This is a genomic window from Halomonas sp. KHS3 (assembly GCF_000830495.1).
GTDB classification, from domain to species: Bacteria; Pseudomonadota; Gammaproteobacteria; order Pseudomonadales; family Halomonadaceae; genus Vreelandella; species Vreelandella titanicae.
The window spans coordinates 37,164-57,229 of the sequence record NZ_JWHY01000014.1 but is presented as its reverse complement, the minus strand read 5'-3'; the positions used below and the strand labels follow the sequence as shown (position 1 = coordinate 57,229).

Sequence of the window (20,066 nt, the reverse complement as noted above, 5' to 3'; positions counted from 1 at the left end):
GAAATGAGTATATCAGGCATTAGCAGCCAACTGTCATACGCGGTAACTGGAAACGTCAACTCATTCAAGGAGATGGCACCCCACGCAAGAAAAATGACGGAATCTGAGATGGCGGAGATGAAGAATCTTCCCTCTATACATGAACACGCTGCTCAACAAACTGGGCGTCCCGACAATTCGCCAGAGAATTTATTTGCTGAAATAACGGTTCACGGCAAGGTGGTAGCCAAAGTATGGGATACCGGATTGGCGCAAACGCCCAGAGACCTACAGCTAAATATGGATGGCGGGGGTTTGTCATTTGCTCAGGAACGTGCCGAGGAAATAGCAAAAAAGCTAGGTGGTGAGATAAATTACGCCACAAAGGCAAGTTCTGACACTACGCAGCCAAACTCTTATAGCTTTTCGGATTCACTAGCTCGCATTCTTAACAGCTACCGTTGAGAGATAAAAATCTTCACCCACAGATAACCGTGCATCACCTCTACTATGCTGGCATCGCTGGCAGAGTTTACACTCTCTAGCTCGTGGCCAGCATTCGCTGTCATTTGACGACAGACTAAAATACCCTCCCCAGACACCGAGTGTGCGGCTAACGCTACCATTTGACACAAATCTCGACACCGACACCCCATTCAGGTAACAATTGCCGGTTACGCCACTTCGCGTATGCAGGGATGCAGCATCAATAATGGTCGGCTGCCTATGTCGCAGCGGCCTCACGTAAAACATGAGAGCACGCCATGAAAACCGTCACCCTAAGCACGCTGCAGGCCTATAAGCAGGCTGGCGAGACATTCAGCTGCCTAACCGCTTACGACGCCTCCTTTGCCCATGCGGCAAGCCAAGCAGGCATTGATGTCCTGCTCGTCGGTGATTCGCTGGGCATGGTGCTACAGGGCCATAACAGCACTCTGCCCGTCACCATTGAAGACATCGTTTACCACACCCGCTGCGCTGAGCGTGGTAAAGGCCATAGCCTGTTGATGGTGGATCTACCCTTTATGAGCAACGTCACCACCGAGCGCCTGCTGGAAGATGCCGGTGCCGTGATGCGCGCGGGGGCGGAGCTGGTCAAACTGGAAGGCGAAGCGTGGATGGCCGATGGCATTCGTGAACTCACCCGCCGCGGTGTACCGGTGTGTGCCCACCTGGGTTTAACCCCACAAACCGTGCATCAGCTAGGTGGCTATAAAGTGCAGGGGCGCGACGCCGCTCACGCTGAGCGCATCATTAATGACGCAAAAGTGCTTGTCGAGGCGGGCGCCTCGGTGATTCTGCTTGAGTGCGTCCCTGCCAGCCTGGGCAAAGCGGTCACCGAAGCGCTGGATGTACCGGTGATTGGCATTGGCGCAGGGCCGGATACCGATGGTCAGATCCTGGTAATGCACGATGTGCTCGGCATCACCCATGGCCGCACACCCCGCTTTGTAAAAAACTTCATGGCTGAGGCTGATAGCATTCAAGCAGCTTTCCAGGCCTACCATGAAGCGGTCAAAACCCGCGCCTTCCCGGCTCAAGAGCACTGTTTTTAAAACAGCTCGACTATCGACCATTTTTTGTTATTGACGCGAAACGACTATGCGCACTTTGCGAGACATTGATCAGCTACGCAGCACGCTGCGAGATTACCGCCAACGCGGCCAGCGTATTGCCCTGGTACCCACCATGGGCAACCTACATGCCGGGCACCTAGCGCTGGTCGCCTGCGCGCGCCAGCACGCCGATATCGTGGTCGCAAGCCTGTTTGTCAATCCGATGCAGTTTGGCCCAGGCGAAGATTTAGACGGCTACCCGCGTACCTTTGATGCCGACCAAGCACAGCTTATCGAGGCTGGCTGCGATGTGCTGTTCGCCCCGACGGTGAGCTCGCTCTACCCCAACGGCTTGGACGCCCAGACCCGCGTGCATGTGCCCGTGGTGGGTGAGGGTCTGTGTGGCGGCTCACGACCCGGCCATTTTGACGGTGTCTCCACCGTGGTCAGCATGCTGTTTAATCTGGTGCAGCCAGATATTGCCTGCTTTGGGGAGAAGGATTACCAGCAGCTTGCGGTGATTCGTAAGCTAGTGCGCGATCTGCACATGCCCATCGAGATTATCGGCGTGCCCATCGTGCGCGCAGAAGATGGCCTGGCACTGTCATCACGCAATGGCTATTTAAGTAGCGAGGAGCGTGCAATCGCCCCTGCGCTTTACCGCACGCTGTGTACGCTTCGCGATGCGCTAGAGCGCGGAGAACCTATCGAAAAGGTACTACACCAGGGCAACACCGCGCTGTATGATGCGGGCTTTACGCTGGACTATTTGGAACTGCGCGATGTCACGCTAGGCCCCATTAACCTAGCGACCTGCCATGCGGTACTGCTGGCCGCCGCCAAGCTGGGCCCGGCGCGATTAATCGATAACCTCACTGTTCAACTCCCGGCCAGCGCTGCCACTACTGGCAGAGAATAAACAAACAACGGGTAAAAATAGGAACTCACATGCATACCATCATGCTCAAAGCCAAGCTGCACATGGCACGCGTCACTCACGCGGTGCTTAACTACGAAGGCTCCTGCGCCATCGACGGCGACCTGCTGGATATGGCGGGTATTCGTGAAAATGAGCAGATCCAGATTTACAACGTCGAGAATGGCGAACGCTTCACCACTTACGCCATTCGCGGTGAGGAAGGCTCCAAGCTCATTTCGATCAACGGCGCTGCGGCCCACCTCGCCGCCCCTGGCCACCGGATCATTATCTGCAGCTACGCCCACTACTCCGAAGCCGAACTGGAAAACCACCAGCCTGCTCTGGTGTATCTCCAGGAAGGTAACCACGTCAGCCACACCAGCAATATTATTCCAGTACAGTTGGCCTGATCACAACTGGCCTAATCTTAGCGCCTCTAATGCTTTCTTCTGACGGGCCACATGTTGGCCCGTTTTTATTTGCCCATAAAGGTTTATTGCCGCAACGCACCACCTTCCCCTATGCTGAAGAGACGGCTGACACAGCACGAATAAAAGAGTACGGCTGCAGAGCACACCTATCGGGCATCTGGCATCAGACTGTCTGTTAATTACTCCAGGAGTCATCTTATGCAAGAAGTAGTCATTGTTGCGGCACGCCGCACCGCTGTGGGCGCTTTCGGCGGCTCCCTCGCAGGTATTCCAGCGAGCGACCTAGGCGCTTTGGTGATCAAGGATATCCTTGCCTCAACCGGCGTTTCTCCCGATCAGGTTGACGAAGTACTGCTGGGCCAGGTGCTCACCGCGGGCGTTGGTCAAAACCCAGCGCGCCAAGCGGCTATCAAAGGCGGCCTACCGGACTCGGTACCGGCCATGACCATCAACAAAGTGTGTGGCTCAGGCCTTAAGGCACTGCATCTCGCTACGCAGGCCATTCGCTGCGGCGATGCCGAGCTGATTCTGGCCGGCGGCCAGGAGAATATGTCCGCCTCGCCCCACGTACTGCCCAACTCCCGCAACGGTCAGCGCATGGGCGATTGGAAGGCAATTGATTCCATGGTACACGACGGCCTGTGGGATGCGTTCAACAACTACCATATGGGTATTACCGCCGAGAATTTAGCCGAGAAGTACGGTATCACCCGCGAAGCGATGGATGAGTTCGCCGCAGCGTCACAGCAGAAAGCCGCTGCCGCCATCAAAGAAGGTAAGTTCAAAGGCCAGATCGTGCCGGTGGAAATTCCCCAGCGCAAAGGCGACCCGGTGGTGTTTGATACCGACGAGAACCCACGGGAAGTTACCGCGGAGAAGCTTGGCGGCATGCGCCCTGCGTTTAAGAAAGACGGCACCGTTACCGCCGGTAACGCCTCGGCGCTCAACGACGGCGCGGCGGTGGTTATGCTCTGCTCCGCCGAAAAAGCTAAGCAGTTGGGGCTAGAGCCACTGGCACGCATAGCGGCTTACTCCAACGCAGGCGTTGACCCTGCCATTATGGGTATCGGCCCCGCACCGGCCACTCGCCGCTGCCTGGAAAAAGCCGGCTGGAGCCTGGACGACCTGGACTTGGTCGAAGCCAACGAAGCGTTTGCCGCCCAGGCGCTATCTGTCAACAAAGAGCTCGGCTGGGATACGTCTAAAGTGAACGTCAACGGCGGCGCGATCGCTCTAGGCCACCCCATCGGTGCCTCCGGCTGCCGCGTACTGGTCACGCTGCTCCACGAAATGATCGCCCGCGACGCCAAGAAAGGCCTCGCGACGCTGTGCATCGGCGGCGGTCAGGGCGTAGCCTTGGCTATCGAGCGGCCTTAAAAACCTACCCTTCGCTCGCTTAACTAAGAACTAATATAAGCCCTTGTCAATTGACGAGGGCTTTTTCCGTTCGGGATGCACAAACCTCTTTATCTTGTTCTACTAACATCATCATTACCGAGCTAAATGGCACTAGTCGCCATTGGCCTCTGACGCGACAAGAGAAAATCGTTGTTGAGTCACCCATCTCCCCTCAGTATTCACGATCAACGCAAAATTTTTGCAGTAACACTGAATCGCCCTCTGTTTCGCCATCAACAAACGCACCTCATCTTCTATTCGTTCGAGTGCCTCTGGCTCACTCTCTCTGGCGACGGTGAGGTGAGGTATGCTGCCCGTATGGAGACCACCGTAGGGTGGGTAGTCTGGGAAGGCATCGACGAATGCTTTAATCAGCGAGATAAAAGGAGCGCTAGGGCTTGGCTGAAGATACACCGTGTCCGTGAATCGGCCCACACCCGATAGCCAAAACTCAAAAGCAGTGGCTTGTTTAGCAATCGCTTTAAGCTTGCGAAGATCTTTCTCGACAATCTCGTTAGGTGATACAAAGGGATAAAGTAGTGTTATGTGCGCGGGCACGCCTATAGCCGCTGTGGCGTCATAGCGCTGACGAAGCTCGTCAACCACGGGTTCGGCTTCGCGAACAGGAACGATCAAGGCCGCTTGCGGTGCCACTCGGGTCATGACGGCATCGTCCAGTTCGGCGCATCCGTGCCAGGTGGCATCGAGGGCCGTGCGTAGCCTGCTGGCGTGCGCAGCAGTTGCGCGCTGGGACGCACCGCGCGTAACAGGCCGAAGCCAGAAATATCACTTGTCAGCCAGGGCGCAAAGTCGGGCCTAGCAGAGTCAAGACCTCCCTCGACGCGCCCCAACCCGCGCAGCCAGTGACCAGTCTGCGCCAACGAAACCTGCACATGCCAGCTCCCCCCTTCGTGCTGCTGATGCCACAGGGCGGCAGCTACCCCGAAGGCCATCAGGAAGCCACTGGCCTGGTCGAGAATCTGCATCGGCAACGCGCGTGGCTTGCCGTCATCGGCCGCTTCACCCTCAGCATGATTGAATCCCATCGCCGTCTGCACCAGCGAGTCAAAACCGCGGCGATTGGCCCAGGGGCCCTGAGTACCGTAGGCGGTGAGCGACACGCTGACAATGCCGGGCCTACGAGCAGCCAGGGCCTCAGGAGAAAAACCGAGTGCGGCCAGCCCGCCAGGGCGATAGCCCTGAGAGAATACCTGGGCATCCTCAATGAGCCGCCATAGTAACTTTCGCCCGGCAGCGGTGCGTAAATCGATATGCGCCGAGCGTTTGCCCCGGCTGGTCTCGGCGATGGCAGCGATATTGGGAAGGTTAGGTGAGTTCACCAGCATCACATCCGCACCCAATGAAGCTAACGCCCGCCCTCCCACCGGCCCAGCCAGGATGCGAGTGAGGTCGAGCACCCGCACTCCTGTGAGCGGACGGGCGTTATTTGCCAGAGTTGGCAGCGCGCGAGGCGGCGCATCGCCGATGCGGGTGATCGTCATCAGGGGCTGCGATGCGATGGCCTGGCCCTGGGGCGTTACATCCCACTCATCGAAGCGACGCAGCGCCGTGGCCACTAGGCCACGCTCAGCGCTCGCCTGCTCGAACGCCAGCGCCTGCCAGCGCAACAGTGCTTGCGCGGCATCTTCGCGTGTCGCTGATCTCTTATCCAAGCCCAGTAATCGGAGCGCGCCATCGCGATGGTGACGAAAGTTGGTGTGTACACGAACGTGCCCGTCGGCGCAGCGATATAAGCCGGAGAACGGATCCCAGAGGTTGGGTTCCTGGCCATCCAGGCTGAACCACCCCAAGCACTCAGCGGCAGCGTGCGCCATCTCCACCGCGACTGGCTGGCGGGAAGCCCCGCGTGAATGCCCCAGCTCGCAGGCGGCAAGCGCCGCGGCAGCGATCGTCGTTTGCGCGGCGGCGCCAACGGCAAACGACGATGGGAAAACGGGATCATGGCCGGTCAACGTGATCTTGTCCAAAGCCTCCGCCGGCAAACCACCCAGTGACCAGAGCGCAGTCAGTGCATCGCGTGCTGTCATCGTATGAAAACTCATGCTAATGCCTCCAACAACGCCCACCCCTGAGGCCACTCCCCCAACTGACTTGCGGCGTTGATATGCCCGCAGGCGCCCACGTCAACAAAGTCGGCTTGCCATGTCGCAGCCTGCTGCCGGGCATAGTCCGTCGTCGCATAGGGGTCGTCACTGCTGGCTACAACCAGCGCTGGAAATGGCAGAGGCCGAGCAGGAGCGTTGCGGAAATCGCTCGCTTCGGGTGGGAAAGCCTTTGCGCCAGGGTCAGGTACTGCCACCAGCAACGCGCCGCTTACCTGCGCCAATCGATGAGCTCTTTCATCGCTGCTATTGGCCTCCTGTACCCAGTGCGCCACCAGCAGGCACGCAAGACTGTGAGCAACGAGCAACACCGGTGCCTCAGCTTCATCAATGGCGGTATCCAATGCCTGCAGCCAATCGTTGAGATTCGGCTCATCCCAGGAGCCAGGCTGAAAACGGAGGCTATTAGGCCGCTTTAGCCCCCATAGTGACTGCCAGTGGTCGGCATCAGAATTGCCGAGACCGGGCAGAAATAGCAGCTGGGTCGCTGGCTTGTTAGTTGTCATTGCAGGTCTCCTTACGCGGCCGATAGCGCAGCTCGCCAGGAAAAGTCGTGGGCGGATTACCGGTGCGCAGCCACTCCATGGCAAGTGGCCAGAGCACGTCGCGAAAGCGCTTATGGAAAAAAGCGAAATGACCGATGCTTGGCTGGCCCACCGCAGTTGGCGCTAGCCGCAGGTGATAGCGTTCGCTACTACTGTAATACTCTAGAAGGCGATCAAGCGCGGGACGAGTGCCGAAAGGGTCATCATCGATGCCCAGCGCCAAAATCGGTGCCTGCACACGCGTGAAGCCCCGCACCAGCATCTCAGCTTCGGGCTCACCCTCAGGTGTTTCACGTTTACGCCGCACGTTGTGCTCAAAGCGCGGCCCCATTCGCGCCCAATCCAGTGCTACGCCTTTGGGTGTATCTTCCATCCACCCCAGACGCTTGGCGGGTACGTAGCCGACCAAAAGTGCCAACAGTGGCATCGCTAGATGCCAACGCAAGAACATAGATCGCCGAGCCTCGGGTGCGTAGTCCCGCCAGTAGGCATACTGTGCACCCATGGTGAAGATGCGACGCACGCGATGGGCGGACTGGGCAAAGCCAATCACGAAACCGCCCGCAGAGTGACCCACCACATCGACAGGCTGACCAGGAAAACGTCTGGCGACGTAGCGTAGAACGCCTTCAAAATCATGCTGCCCCCAGTCGATCCAGTCGGCCTTGAGTTTGCGCAGCGAATGGTGGCGCGAATCGCCGATTCCCCGGTAGTCGTAGGTCACTACGTCCCACCCTTGCTGATACAAATAATCAGCAAAGGGCATGTAATAGCGGCAGCGCACCGAGGTGGCGGTGTTAATGATCACCACGGGGCCAGGGTGAGACGACGAAACACAAGGTCGGCGCCATACCCACCCGCGCAGCGCATAACTATCCGCCGCGCTGATATAGATGGGCTCAGGCATCAATGTTCTGTCGCCTTGCAGCTATACCGTTCTTAGCCCCAGTGACCGTAGCATGAAAGTCCGCAATCAGTTGCTGGGTGACAGGGCCCACGGGCCATTCGGTCTTCGCCTTATCTTCCACCAATGCCACCACCGGCTGAAGCTCGACCGAGGTGCCGGCAGTCAACACTTCGGTTGCAGCACGCAGCTCCTCGAGTGTAACCGCTCGCTCCTCTACCGACAGGCCTCTCTGACGTGCCAAACCCAACACATGGCGCTTGGTGATGCCATCAAGAAAACAGGTCGGCAGTGGGGTTACCAGTACGCCATCACTGACCAAAAGCAGATTAGTGGCCGTCGTTTCAGCGACTAAGCCGTCGCTATCGAGCAGTAACGCATCATCACAGCCTACTGCCAAGGCCGCATGGCGGGCTAGCGTGCCGATCATATACAGTCCAGAACACTTAGAGGCAGTAGGCGCCGTATTAGGGAGCGGGCGTCGCCAGTTGGCCAACTGCAGCCGAATACCTACCTCTGCCCGCCCCTGGGACGCCGCCGTAGGCCAATCCCAAGCGGCAATCGCCACATGGACACGTGCTTGAGGCGCCGCGATAGACACACTATCCGCGCCACGCCAGGCGATAGGGCGGATATACGCATCGGTTAGCTGATTGGCCCATAGCACCGCGTCAATCGCTTGGCTGAGCTCGCGGTGCGACCAGGGCAGCCGATAGTCCAGTAGTGCGGCGGAACGCTCTAAACGCTCCAAATGCGCGTCACCCAGAAAAACACGCCGCCCGTAGGCACGCATGCCTTCGAATACCGCTCCCCCCATGTGTAACGCATGGCTAAGCACGTGCAGGCGCGCCTCACGCCAAGGAAGCAGCTCACCATCGAGCCAGATCAACCCATCTCGGTCATCAAGAGCGTTTAGCATGGCACCCACCCAGTAGCAGATTATCGATATCGTCAGTCTGTCCTCTATATGTTTTAAAAACGAGTGAGTAAACCTCAAACTGGGCTGAGTTTTGCTCAGCGATTTTTACAGCGTGGTCAGCGCGGCTTCTTGTATGATCTGTTTATCAACCTTCGAGGGTGGGGGTAGCGATTATGCGGATTCCTGTGCCATTAAATGCTCTACGCGCTTTTGAGGCGACGGCGCGGCATCTTTCAATCAAGGAAGCGGCCATGGAGCTTTCGGTCACTCCTTCGGCCGTCAGTCACCAACTGCGCATACTGGAGGAGTTGTTTGGCGTCGTGCTTCTGCGCCGAGCAGGAACGCGTCTTGAGCTTACCGACGCGGGACACAAGCTAACACCTTACCTGCAACAAGGCTTTACGCAGATTGCCAAGGGGGTTGACTCACTTCGCCAAAAACGCCGTGACGGGCCGCTACGTCTCAACATGTTGCCTACTTTTGCAACCAACTGGCTGTCGCCACGGTTAAGCCTGTATCCCTTCGAGCGGCGTGGATTCTCGCTTGAGATATCCACTACGCAGGATGAGGTAGACCTTGCCGCGGGGGTGGCCGATGTGGGCATCTGGTACGGCAACGGGCATTGGCCGGAATTACAGGCCGATCTCCTCTTTGAAGCAACCATCGACCTTTATGCCCGTCCAGGCTTTGCTACCGGCTCCCATTGCGATCGCCTTGACCGTGTCAGCCAGGCCAATCTGTTTGTCTCCCGCCACTGCCTGACATGGCAACGCTGGATGGAGAGCCTTCCCGGCGGCCCCTTCAAACCCGCCGTGGTCACGCAGGTGGATTCCGGCGGATTAACCCTGCAGGCCGCCGCCGATGGGGTGGGTGTATCGATAGTGGTCTGCGAGCTGGCCGATAGCGCCGTGCGATTGGGGCGGCTAACGTCGGTATTCGAACATCCAGTCAACGCAGACGTTGGTTTCTGGTTAGTCTACCCAGATGCACTGCGCGAGGATCGCCGTTTGGATAATTTGCGTAGTTGGCTGCGCGAACAGCCAACATAGCCAGATACTTGCGCATTATTTATCGCTTACTTAACGACGCTTCTCCCCCACAATGCGTGACGGTGTTCGCCAGACCAACAGCGCCCCCAACAGAAATAACCCCGATGCGGCCCACATGGCAATGGGCAGGCTAGTGCCATCGACGATACGCCCGCCTAGCATGGCGCCCAGGCCAATGGACATATTGAAGGTAAACGCCATCAACGCCGTGGCGGCTTCGGTATTGGGTGCAGTGCGTATAATCCAGGTTTGAATGCTGACTGATACGCTGCCAAACACCGCGCCCCACATCATGAGCAACATGACACCGCTGCTCGGCTGAACACCCAGAAGAGGGAAAACAGCCACCACAATGAGCAGCAGGCTGGGAATCGCCAGCACCGCGCGGTAAGGGTGGCGCCCGGCAAACATGCCTGCCGCAATATTGCCCACAATGCCTGCCGCCCCGTAAAGCAGCAGCAGACTGCTCACATGGCGCTGGGAAATACCGCTGATCTCTTGCAGGATGGGGCTAATAAAGGTGTAGGCGGCAAAGTGGCCAACCACTACAAAGGCGGTGGTTAACACCGCGACTCGCACACCGCGATTGCTAAACTGCTGCGCCAATACCCGCAAACGCACAGGTTCTCGCGGTGGTAGCGGCGGTAGCCAAAACCACAGCGCAGCTGCCGTTAACAGGCTTAGCCCTCCCAGCGTCCCAAAGGCGACCCGCCAGTTGCTTAGATCCCCCAGCAGCGTTCCCAGTGGCACACCCAGCACCGAGGCCGCCGCGACACCACCAAAAATCATCGTCATCGCTTTTGGCACCTGAGCCTCTGGCACTAGGCGTGGGGCAATGCTGCCCGCCACCGCCCAAAAGCCACCAATACTAAGCCCCACAAGCACGCGGGCGGCAAGCAACAGGATAAAGCTGCTGGCCAATGCCGATAGCACACTCCCGGCCACCATTACGGCCATCAATGCCGTGAGCATAATGCGCCTGTCCAAGCGCCCCACCGCTACCGGCAGCAGCGGGGCTGAAAAGGCAGCGACCACGCCGGGCACGGTGACCATTAAGCCCGCCATGCCGGGGGTAACGCCCATGCTAGATGCCACCTGGGAAAGCAACCCAATCGGCAGCTGCTCTGCGGTCACCAGTAAAAAAATGCCGATCATCACGGCCACCACCGCCCACCAGCGCGGCGTTTGTTGCTGCTCCATCTGCTGCTCCCTGACTGTCTAAATCCCGGCGAACAAAGCGATACCTAACCACAAAACCCTATCTAGCCAAAAAGTACTTAGCAAAAACAGTACCTAGCAAAAACAACGCCCCCGCAGCCAGAGGCTACGAGGGCGGTCTCAGAAACCTAGCGAGCGATTTAAATCGCCGCTTCAGTTTCCGCTGCTTCCGCGGTAAAAGCGGCTTTCTCTTCGTCGCTGATCTCTTTCATCGACAGCTTCACGCGGTTGCGGTTGTCGATATCCAGCACCTTAACGACCACGTCATCGCCTTCGTTCAAGAAGTCGCGCACGTTGTTAACCCGCTCGGCAACGATTTGCGAGATGTGAACCAGGCCATCGGTGCCGGGCATGATGTTAACGAACGCACCGAAGTCAGCAATACGCACGACCTTGCCGTGATACAGCTTGCCGATTTCCGCTTCAGCGGTAATCGCCAGTACGGTGTCGATGGCGCGCTTGGCGGCGGCTTTATCTTCCGCGTAAATACGCACGGTGCCATCGTCGTCGAGATCAATAGAGGCGCCGGTGTCTTCGCAGATTTTGCGAATGGTTGCGCCACCTTTACCGATAACGTCACGGATCTTGTCCGGATCGATTTTGATCGTTGCCATGGACGGCGCGTTGTCGGAGACATCGCTACGGCTCTGGCTGATCACGACATTCATTTGCTCGAGAATACTCAGTCGCGCGGTCAGTGCTTGCTGCAGCGCGAGCTCCATAATCTCTTCGTTGATGCCTTCGATCTTGATGTCCATCTGCAGGGCGGTGACGCCCTCTTCGGAACCGGCAACTTTAAAGTCCATATCGCCAAGGTGATCTTCGTCACCCAGAATATCGGTCAATACCGCAAAACCGTCCGGGTCTTTTACCAAGCCCATGGCAATACCGGCGACCGGTGCTTTCAACGGCACGCCTGCGTCCATCAGGGCCAGCGAAGAGCCACACACAGAGGCCATGGAGCTGGAACCGTTAGACTCGGTAATTTCAGACACCACACGAATGGTGTAGGGGAAGACGTCTTCTGACGGCAGCATTGCCTGCACACCACGACGCGCTAAGCGGCCATGGCCGATTTCGCGACGCTTCGGGCCACCCATAAAGCCAGCTTCACCCACCGAGTAGGGAGGGAAGTTGTAGTGCAGCATAAAGCGGTCTTTACGCTCACCTTCCAGTGATTCGATTAGCTGTGAATCACGCAGCGTGCCCAGTGTTGCTACGGCAATCGCCTGGGTCTCACCACGCGTAAAGATGGCAGAACCGTGAGCCTTCGGCAGCACACCGACTTCGATAGCCAGCGGACGAACGGTTTGATTGTCACGACCGTCAATACGCGGCTCGCCTTTTACCACCCGTGAACGCACAACGCGTTTTTCCAGGCTAGCAAAGGCACCTTTGACGTCATCTTTACTGAACTTGTCGTTAACCGGTTCGCCTTCATCGGCTGCCAGCTGTTCAATCGCCTGGTCTTTCAACTCAGCCAGTGCATCCTGGCGCTGCATTTTGTCGGTGATGCGGTAAGCATCGCCCACTTTAGCTTCAAATGCATCGGCCATGGCGGCTTTGAGCGCCTGGTTCTCTTCGGCGGCCTGCCACTCCCAGCGCGGCTTGCCCGCTTCAGCAACCAGTTCGTTAATGGCACTGATCGCGACCTGCATTTCCTGGTGACCGAACAGAACGGCTCCCAGCATTTCGTCTTCGAGCAGCTCTTTGGCTTCAGACTCAACCATCAGCACGGCTTTTTCAGTACCGGCGACGACCATGTCGAGCTCAGAGGTGGCCAGTTCTTCAACCGTTGGGTTGAGGAAGTAGCCTTTCTCTTCGTTAAAACCAACCCGGGCTGCGCCAATCGGGCCACTAAACGGCACGCCAGAGATACTCAGCGCCGCGGAGGTGCCAAGCAGTGCGGCGATATCCGGATCGTGGTTACGGTCGGTGGAGAGAACGGTACAGACGACCTGCACTTCGTTCATGAAGCCCTTGGGGAACAGCGGACGGATCGGGCGATCAATCAGACGCGAGGTCAGCGTCTCTTTTTCAGTGGGACGCCCTTCGCGCTTGAAGAAGCCGCCAGGAATCTTGCCCACTGCGTAGGTCTTCTCTTGGTAGTGTACCGAGAGAGGGAAAAAGGGTTGGCTCGGGTTTGCCTCTTTACGAGCGACAACGGTACACAGCACGACGGTGTCATCCATGGTAACCATGACAGCGCCGGTAGCTTGGCGAGCAATACGCCCGGTTTCGAGCGTGACGGTGCTACGACCGTACTGGAACGTTTTCTTTACCGGATTCACAGCGACTTCCTTCAGCATTATCAATATCTACTTGTCTATTCGTTTAGGTCGTTTTGACTCGTTACCATTCTAGGCGCTGGAGCGCGATAGGGCTACCAGTTCCCTACTTGCCGTAAACACGAAACATAAAAAAACGGGCAGCTCACAAGGAGCTGCCCGTTTCTAATCGTTGCCGTTAACGCTTAACGACGCAGACCCAGACGCTGAATCAGGGACTGATAGCGTTCGAAATCTTTACGCTTTAGGTAGTCCAGCAGCTTACGACGCTGGTTAACCATGCGGATCAGGCCACGACGAGAGTGGTGATCCTGTTTGTTGGTCTTGAAGTGATCCTGCAGGCCATTAATGTTGGCGCTCAGCAGTGCAACTTGCACTTCAGGGGAACCGGTATCGTTATCGCCGCGGCCGTATTCAGTGACGATCTCGGCCTTCTTCTCAGCGGTTAAAGCCATCTGTCTCTCCAGTAAGCAATATGCCTAAAAATGAATGGGTGAGACCACGCATATTTGCAGTCTCAAGCTACTGTTTTCTACGTACACGTTTCGACGTGCACGTCGGATCTTGCAATTTTCACGTAGACGGTCGCCTCCTTGCAACGCTGTTTACGAGATAGCGACAGTGCTTAACAGTCGCTTAGGTGCCACTTCCTGAGCACCTTTCACTACGCCAAGGCCGATAAACGTCTCGGCGTAATAAAGTCGGGCTACTTCGTCCGGGGCTAATGCGCCGGTTTCGAGAGCAGCGGGCTGACCATGGGCCAAACGAGAATGGGCGGTGTCGTCTACCGTCAGTAACGGTAAATGATCCACCAACACATCCACGGGCATCAGCTCAGCTTCCAGTGCCGCTTGGCCGGCCAATGCTTCCAAGGCCTCTAGCGTCCACATCGCGTCGGCTAAAAAAGGCCCCGTTTTGAGCCTTCTTAGTTGACTGATGTGCGCACCACAGCCAAGCGCTTGGCCAATATCTTCGGCTAACGTGCGGATGTAAGTGCCTTTACTGCAGCTTACTTCCAGCTCAAAAGCAGTGCCTTCAAACGATAGCAGGCGCGCATCATACACGCTTACGCGCCGGGCTGCACGCTCTACCTGCTTGCCTTCACGGGCCAACTCGTAAAGTTTTTTGCCCTGATGCTTGAGAGCCGAATACATCGGCGGCACTTGGTCAATCTCACCGCGAAAACGGGTGAGCACAGCTTCCACGTCATCGACGCTTAGGCTGGGAACCTCATGCTGCTCAATAATCGTACCTTCCGCATCGCCGGTATCGGTGATCACCCCTAGCTCTACCCGGGTGCGATACACCTTGTCGGCTTCCAGCAAGTGCGATGAAAACTTGGTCGCTTCGCCTAGGCAAATCGGCAATAAGCCGGTTGCCATCGGGTCTAGCGTGCCGGTGTGCCCGGCTTTTTGAGCCTGGAACAGCCGACGTACACGCTGCAGCGCATGGTTGCTGGAAACGCCCTTGGGCTTATCCAGCAGCAGTACGCCATTAACCGGTAAACCGCGACGTTGACGCGCCACTAGCGAGTTTCCTCACTATCCTGGGCATCGGCATCTTGGTCACTGCCCTGATCATCATCGCCTTGATAGCGTGCACGATCCGTCGTCACCGCTTCATCAATCAATGAAGAAAGCTGCTGACCGCGCACCACGCTTTCATCGAAATGAAAACGCAGCTCCGGTACGTGACGTAGCTTGATGCGCTTGGCAATCTGGCTTCTTAGAAAACCGGCAGCACGCTTAAGCACCTGCAGATTCTCTTTAATACGCTCGGGCTCTTGCTCACCCAACAGAGTGACGTAGACGTCGGAGTAGCCAAGGTCACGGCTAACGGTGACACCGCTGACCGTGACCATGCCCAAACGCGGGTCTTTCACTTCTCGTTGGATCAGCACCGCCAGCTCCTTTTGGAGCTGGTCTGCTACCCGGTCGGTACGCTTAAATTCGCGCATGTTTAGCTCCTCGCAGCCTTACAGGCTACGCTCGACCTTCACTTGGTCGAAGACTTCGATCTTATCGCCGACTTGGACATCGTTGTAGTTCTTCACGCCGATGCCACACTCCATGCCGTTGCGCACTTCCTGCACATCGTCTTTGAAGCGGCGCAGCGATTCGAGCTCGCCTTCGTAGATCACCACGTCATCACGCAACACGCGGATCTTCTTATTACGATGTACGCTGCCCTCAATCACCATACAACCAGCGATGGCACCAATCTTCGGCGCACGGAAGACATCGCGCACTTCGGCAATACCGACGATCTCTTCTTTCCACTCAGGTGCGAGCATACCGCTCATCGCCTGTTTGACCTCGTCGATCAGCTGGTAAATAACGCTGTAGTAACGCAGATCCAGACCTTCGCGCTCAACGATCTCACGGGCAGCGGCGTCAGCACGGACGTTAAAGCCGACGACGATGGCTTCCGACGCAAGCGCCAGGTTGGCATCGGTACCGGTGATACCACCGACGCCCGAAGAGACCACGGCGACTTCAACTTCACCGGTGGAGAGCTCTTCCAGGGCGCCTTTGATCGCTTCCAGAGAACCTTGAACGTCGGCTTTGAGGACGATGTTGACCTTGGCCACTTCGTCTTGGCCCATCTGGCTGAACATGTTCTCCAGCTTGGCCTTCTGCTGACGCGCCAGGCGCACTTCGCGGTATTTGCCTTGACGGAAGTTAGCCACTTCGCGGGCTTTCTTCTCGTCTGCAACGACCATGAAGTCATCACCGGCATCCGGCGTACCGCCCAAGCCCTGAATCTCTACCGGCATGGCCGGGCCAACCGCATCGACTTGCTGGGCAAGTTCGTTGGTCAGCGCACGCACACGACCGTAGTGCAGGCCAGCCAGGACGATATCGCCCTTTTTCAGCGTACCGTTCTGAACCAGTACGGTGGCGACTGGACCACGACCTTTATCAAGGCGCGATTCAACCACCACGCCTTTACCCGGCGCAGAAGGAACGGCTTTAAGCTCAAGCACTTCAGAGACCAGTTGGATTGCTTCCAACAGTTCTTCAATACCTTCACCGGTCTTGGCGGAAACGTGAACAAACTGAGTATCACCGCCCCATTCTTCGGAGATCACGCCGTGCTGCGAAAGCTCATTCTTGATGCGATCAAGATCGATACCATCTTTATCGATCTTGTTGACCGCTACCACCATCGGCACTTCAGCGGCTTTGGAGTGTTCAATCGCCTCAATCGTCTGAGGCATCACGCCATCGTCGGCAGCCACAACCAGAATAACCACGTCTGTCGCCTTGGCACCACGGGCACGCATGGCGGTAAACGCCGCGTGGCCTGGGGTATCCAGGAAGGTCACGCCACCGTGGTTATCTTCCACGTGGTAGGCACCGATATGCTGGGTAATACCACCGGCTTCACCGGTCGCCACTTTCGCTTTACGGATGTAGTCCAGCAGCGAGGTTTTACCGTGGTCAACGTGGCCCATCACCGTAACAACGGGTGAACGCGTGATCTCTTCGCCTTCATAGGAGATGCCTTCTAGCATTTCCGTTTCCAGCGCGTCATCTTTAACCAGCTTCGGTGTATGGCCCATCTCTTCCACCACGATCGCAGCCGTATCCTGATCGATGGTTTGGTTGATGGTAACCGCCGCGCCCATGTTAAACATGGCCTTGATCACTTCATTGGCCTTGATCGACATCTTGTCGGCCAATTCCGCCACGCTGATCGATTCAGGGATCGATACTTCACGCACGATCGGCTGAGTCGGCTTCTGGAAAGCGTGCTTGCCATTGCCGGTCTGGTTGCCACCACGGCGACCACCACGACGCTGTTCGGCACGTTTTACCTTCTTACCGCCGCCACCGCGCTTGCGCTCTTCGCGATCACCACGATCTTCATCGTCACGGCGACCTTTGTTCTTCGCCGCCGTCTTCTTGGGCGGAGCGGTACGACGGTCAGTGCGGCCCTCTTTCGGCGGCGCTGGCGGCATATCGTCACCGGACGGCGTATCGTCGATTTCAAGATTCGGCACCGGAATGTCTGGCGTAGCCGGTGCTTTGGCTGCTGCAGGCGCTTTCGGCTTGGCTTCAGACTCTTTATTGCTACGCGCCGTGTTACTTTGCGCCGTCGCTTCAGCTTCTTTATTGCTACGCGCGGTGGCTTCCGCTACCTGTGCAGCGCGGGCTTTCTTAGCAGCGGCTTTTTCTTCGGCTTCACGCGCATCAGACACTTTGCGCTCAGCTTCGGCTTCCGCCATATCGCCCACTAGCTGGCGCGGGCCGGTATAGCTAGGCTCCGGCGCTTTCGGCTTCTCATCTTCAGCGCTTTTGACGTAGGTCTTTTTCTTACGTACCTGCACTTCAATGGTTTTGCCGCGCTCGCCGGTATTGATACGGCTACGGGTTTTGCGTGTCAGCGTGATGCGGTTTTTGCCCGCTTCAGGGGTGTCGCTACCGCCGTGGCTCTTCTTCAAGAAACTCAGTAGCTTCTGCTTGTCTTCTTCAGACACAGCATCGCTTTCAGAAGCGTGCTTTAAACCCGCTTCTTTCATTTGCTCTAGTAGGCGAGGCACATCACGGCCCACCTTTCCTGCGAAATCTTTAACTGTCATATCTGACATATTGACCCTCCTCAGCCCGTGACCTGTTTACTGTGTGTTCGAATCCGATGCGTCATCGACTTCAAACCAGGGCGCACGGGCAGTCATGATCAGTGCCGCTGCGCGCGCTTCGTCCAACTCCTCGATATCGACCAGATCGTCGACAGACTGCTCGGCGAGATCTTCCATGGTAACGATGCCGCGACTGGCCAGAATGAAGGCCAGGTGGCGCTCCATGCCATCCATCTCCAGCAGATCTGCTGCAGGCTGGGCACCGTCTAGCGCTTCTTCCGTGGCAATTGCCATCGTCAGCAGCTCGTCTTTCGCACGTGCACGAAGCGCTTCGACTAAATCTTCATCGAACTCTTCGATTTCGAGCATCTCTTCCATCGGCACGTAGGCGACTTCTTCCAGGGTAGTGAACCCCTCATCCACCAACAGGCGAGCGACATCTTCATCCACATCGAGGTGCTGGATAAAAGAGTCCACCAGGCTATCAATCTCTTGATCGCGCTTAGACTCCGCTTCCTCTTCGGTCATGACATTAATGCGCCAGCCGGTAAGTTCAGAAGCCAAACGCACGTTCTGACCGCTCCGGCCAATCGCCTGAGCAAGGTTATCCTGCGCCACGGCCACGTCCATTGCGTGGGCGTCCTCGTCCACAAGGATAGACCCAACATCGGCAGGTGCCATGGCGTTAATCACCAATTGGGCGGGATTGTCATCCCACAGCACGATATCAACGCGTTCGTTTTGCAGCTCCGAAGAGACCGCCTGAACGCGCGAACCGCGCATACCCACACAGGCACCGACCGGGTCGATGCGGCGATCATTGGTTTTTACCGCAATTTTGGCCCGTGAACCGGGGTCACGCGCAGCACCTTTGATCTCAATCAACTGCTCTGCGATCTCTGGCACTTCAATTTTGAACAGCTCAATGATCAGCTCGGGACACGTCCGCGATAGCTGAAGCTGGGCACCGCGTGCATCGGGATCCACTTTGACCAACAGGGCGCGCACCCGCTCGTTCATGCGGTAACGCTCGCCGTGAATCATTTCATTGCGCGGCAAAAACGCCTCAGCGTTTTCGCCCAAATCAATGATCAGGCCATCACGTGTGGTCTTTTTAACGATGCCCGCAACCAGTTCACCTTCGCGATCGGCATATTGGCGCACGACTTCAGCCCGCTCGGCTTCGCGTACTTTCTGTACGATCACCTGTTTGGCGGTTTGTGCAGCAATACGGCCAAACGACGCATTTTCGATGCTTTTTTCGACCACATCGCCTAATTTCAGCGGCGGATCGCGCTGCTCGGCGATGCTCTCTTTAATTTCATAATCTGGCGTTTCGAATTCGTCATCTTCCACAACGGTCCAGGTGCGGAAGGTTTCGTATTCACCAGTGCGGCGGTCAATATGCACGCGCACATTGGCTTCTTCTCTTTCAAAACGCTTGCGTGACGCACTCGCAAGAGCGGCTTCTACCGCCTCGAAGATGACATCACGTGGGACGCCCTTCTCATTGGAGATCGCGTCAACGACCATTAAAATTTCTTTACTCATGCGTATGCCTCGCCAGAAAACCTATCCTTATGTGCATCACCCCGGCAGCCTGCCGGCAGCGCCGCCACCCGGTCAATCGTCGAACTGCGGTACAATGTGAGCAGAATCAATACTCTCAATTGGAAAGCAGTACTCTTCGCCATCCAGTTGTAGCAGTACTTCATCCCCCTCAACACCGACCAAAAGCCCTTGATACTTGCGCCGCCCGTCAAAGGCAGTGCGCAATTTCAGCGCGACGTGATGACCTTGAAAGCGGGTAAACTGATCCAGGGAATACAAGGGACGTGCCATGCCTGGCGAGGAGACTTCCAACCGGTACTCACCGGGAATGGGGTCTTCTACATCCATAACGGCACTGACTTGGCGGCTAATATCTGCGCAGTCTTCCACGCTGACACCACTCTCGCGCTCGATATAGATCACCAGCCGCGAATTTTTGCCCTGGGAAAGATGGTCGATGCCCCATAGCTCAAAGCCCATGGCAGCAACAACAGGTTCGATCAGCGCGTGAAGCGCAGCGTGTTTAGTGGCCACAGACAAAGCTCCTATAGCCGTTGCATCAGGCACCTGGCCAGGAGTTATTAGAAAAGCTAGGTGGCTG

At 57.0% G+C, this 20,066-nt stretch carries 19 protein-coding genes; 6 read left to right on the top strand and 13 right to left on the bottom strand.

The features are described from left to right. Positions 1–108: 108 nt before the first annotated feature. From RO22_RS22360 to RO22_RS22340, 5 genes are all read left to right on the top strand, one after another. A complete protein-coding gene (locus RO22_RS22360; protein ID WP_152618930.1) occupies positions 109–444 on the top strand; it encodes a hypothetical protein in 336 nt (111 codons plus the stop codon). Between the two features lie 299 nt (positions 445–743). Then, positions 744–1,535: a 3-methyl-2-oxobutanoate hydroxymethyltransferase gene (gene panB / locus RO22_RS22355; RefSeq protein ID WP_041159438.1), complete on the top strand. Its 792-nt coding sequence runs from the start codon at positions 744–746 to the stop codon at positions 1,533–1,535. Between the two features lie 46 nt (positions 1,536–1,581). Continuing rightward, complete coding sequence (gene panC / locus RO22_RS22350; RefSeq protein ID WP_041159437.1) at positions 1,582–2,454, top strand: pantoate--beta-alanine ligase; 873 nt, start codon at positions 1,582–1,584, stop codon at positions 2,452–2,454. A 29-nt stretch (positions 2,455–2,483) separates the two neighbouring features. After that, positions 2,484–2,864: an aspartate 1-decarboxylase gene (panD, locus tag RO22_RS22345; protein ID WP_007111819.1), complete on the top strand. Its 381-nt coding sequence runs from the start codon at positions 2,484–2,486 to the stop codon at positions 2,862–2,864. A gap of 219 nt (positions 2,865–3,083) precedes the next feature. Then, entirely contained in the window at positions 3,084–4,262 is a 1,179-nt protein-coding gene (locus tag RO22_RS22340) for an acetyl-CoA C-acetyltransferase (protein ID WP_022520696.1), read from the top strand. Positions 4,263–4,394: 132 nt separating this feature from the next. Here the strand turns inward: RO22_RS22340 and RO22_RS22335 are convergent, their stop codons facing one another. From RO22_RS22335 to RO22_RS22315, 5 genes are read right to left on the bottom strand one after another with little or no spacing between them, the layout of a single operon-like run. Further along, entirely contained in the window at positions 4,395–4,946 is a 552-nt protein-coding gene (locus tag RO22_RS22335; protein ID WP_041159436.1) for a 2'-5' RNA ligase family protein, read from the bottom strand. Further along, on the bottom strand, positions 4,943–6,346 hold the full coding sequence (locus RO22_RS22330; RefSeq protein WP_041159435.1) for a CoA transferase: 1,404 nt from the start codon (positions 6,344–6,346) through the stop codon (positions 4,943–4,945). Before RO22_RS22330 ends, RO22_RS22335 begins: the two co-directional genes overlap by 4 nt. Then, a complete protein-coding gene (locus RO22_RS22325) occupies positions 6,343–6,912 on the bottom strand; it encodes an RBBP9/YdeN family alpha/beta hydrolase (RefSeq protein ID WP_027958253.1) in 570 nt (189 codons plus the stop codon). Before RO22_RS22325 ends, RO22_RS22330 begins: the two co-directional genes overlap by 4 nt. Next, positions 6,902–7,858 (bottom strand): alpha/beta fold hydrolase, encoded by a 957-nt coding sequence (locus tag RO22_RS22320; RefSeq protein WP_041159434.1) that lies wholly within the window; start codon positions 7,856–7,858, stop codon positions 6,902–6,904. Before RO22_RS22320 ends, RO22_RS22325 begins: the two co-directional genes overlap by 11 nt. Continuing rightward, a complete protein-coding gene (locus tag RO22_RS22315; protein ID WP_041159433.1) occupies positions 7,851–8,774 on the bottom strand; it encodes an aminotransferase class IV in 924 nt (307 codons plus the stop codon). The genes RO22_RS22320 and RO22_RS22315 overlap by 8 nt, the downstream gene beginning before the upstream one ends. A 173-nt stretch (positions 8,775–8,947) precedes the next feature. On the opposite strand from RO22_RS22315, the gene RO22_RS22310 reads away from it, so the two are divergent. Continuing rightward, positions 8,948–9,823: a LysR substrate-binding domain-containing protein gene (locus RO22_RS22310; protein WP_084625520.1), complete on the top strand. Its 876-nt coding sequence runs from the start codon at positions 8,948–8,950 to the stop codon at positions 9,821–9,823. 30 nt (positions 9,824–9,853) lie between these two features. On the opposite strand, the gene RO22_RS22305 is transcribed toward RO22_RS22310, so the two are convergent. From RO22_RS22305 to rimP, 8 genes are all read right to left on the bottom strand, one after another. Then, entirely contained in the window at positions 9,854–11,023 is a 1,170-nt protein-coding gene (locus RO22_RS22305) for an MFS transporter (protein ID WP_041159432.1), read from the bottom strand. Positions 11,024–11,181: 158 nt separating this feature from the next. Next, the gene (gene pnp / locus RO22_RS22300) at positions 11,182–13,350 is read right to left on the bottom strand and encodes a polyribonucleotide nucleotidyltransferase (RefSeq protein WP_041159431.1); all 2,169 of its coding nucleotides are present in this window, start codon (positions 13,348–13,350) and stop codon (positions 11,182–11,184) included. 164 nt (positions 13,351–13,514) lie between these two features. After that, complete coding sequence (gene rpsO, locus RO22_RS22295) at positions 13,515–13,784, bottom strand: 30S ribosomal protein S15 (protein ID WP_007111823.1); 270 nt, start codon at positions 13,782–13,784, stop codon at positions 13,515–13,517. A gap of 150 nt (positions 13,785–13,934) precedes the next feature. Then, positions 13,935–14,855 (bottom strand): tRNA pseudouridine(55) synthase TruB, encoded by a 921-nt coding sequence (truB, locus tag RO22_RS22290; RefSeq protein WP_041159430.1) that lies wholly within the window; start codon positions 14,853–14,855, stop codon positions 13,935–13,937. After that, on the bottom strand, positions 14,855–15,286 hold the full coding sequence (gene rbfA, locus RO22_RS22285; protein ID WP_041159429.1) for a 30S ribosome-binding factor RbfA: 432 nt from the start codon (positions 15,284–15,286) through the stop codon (positions 14,855–14,857). Before rbfA ends, truB begins: the two co-directional genes overlap by 1 nt. A gap of 18 nt (positions 15,287–15,304) precedes the next feature. Continuing rightward, positions 15,305–17,923 (bottom strand): translation initiation factor IF-2, encoded by a 2,619-nt coding sequence (gene infB / locus RO22_RS22280; protein WP_041159428.1) that lies wholly within the window; start codon positions 17,921–17,923, stop codon positions 15,305–15,307. A gap of 27 nt (positions 17,924–17,950) precedes the next feature. Then, entirely contained in the window at positions 17,951–19,465 is a 1,515-nt protein-coding gene (gene nusA, locus RO22_RS22275; protein ID WP_009287927.1) for a transcription termination factor NusA, read from the bottom strand. A 72-nt stretch (positions 19,466–19,537) separates the two neighbouring features. After that, on the bottom strand, positions 19,538–19,999 hold the full coding sequence (gene rimP, locus RO22_RS22270) for a ribosome maturation factor RimP (RefSeq protein WP_022520707.1): 462 nt from the start codon (positions 19,997–19,999) through the stop codon (positions 19,538–19,540). Positions 20,000–20,066 lie beyond the last annotated feature (67 nt).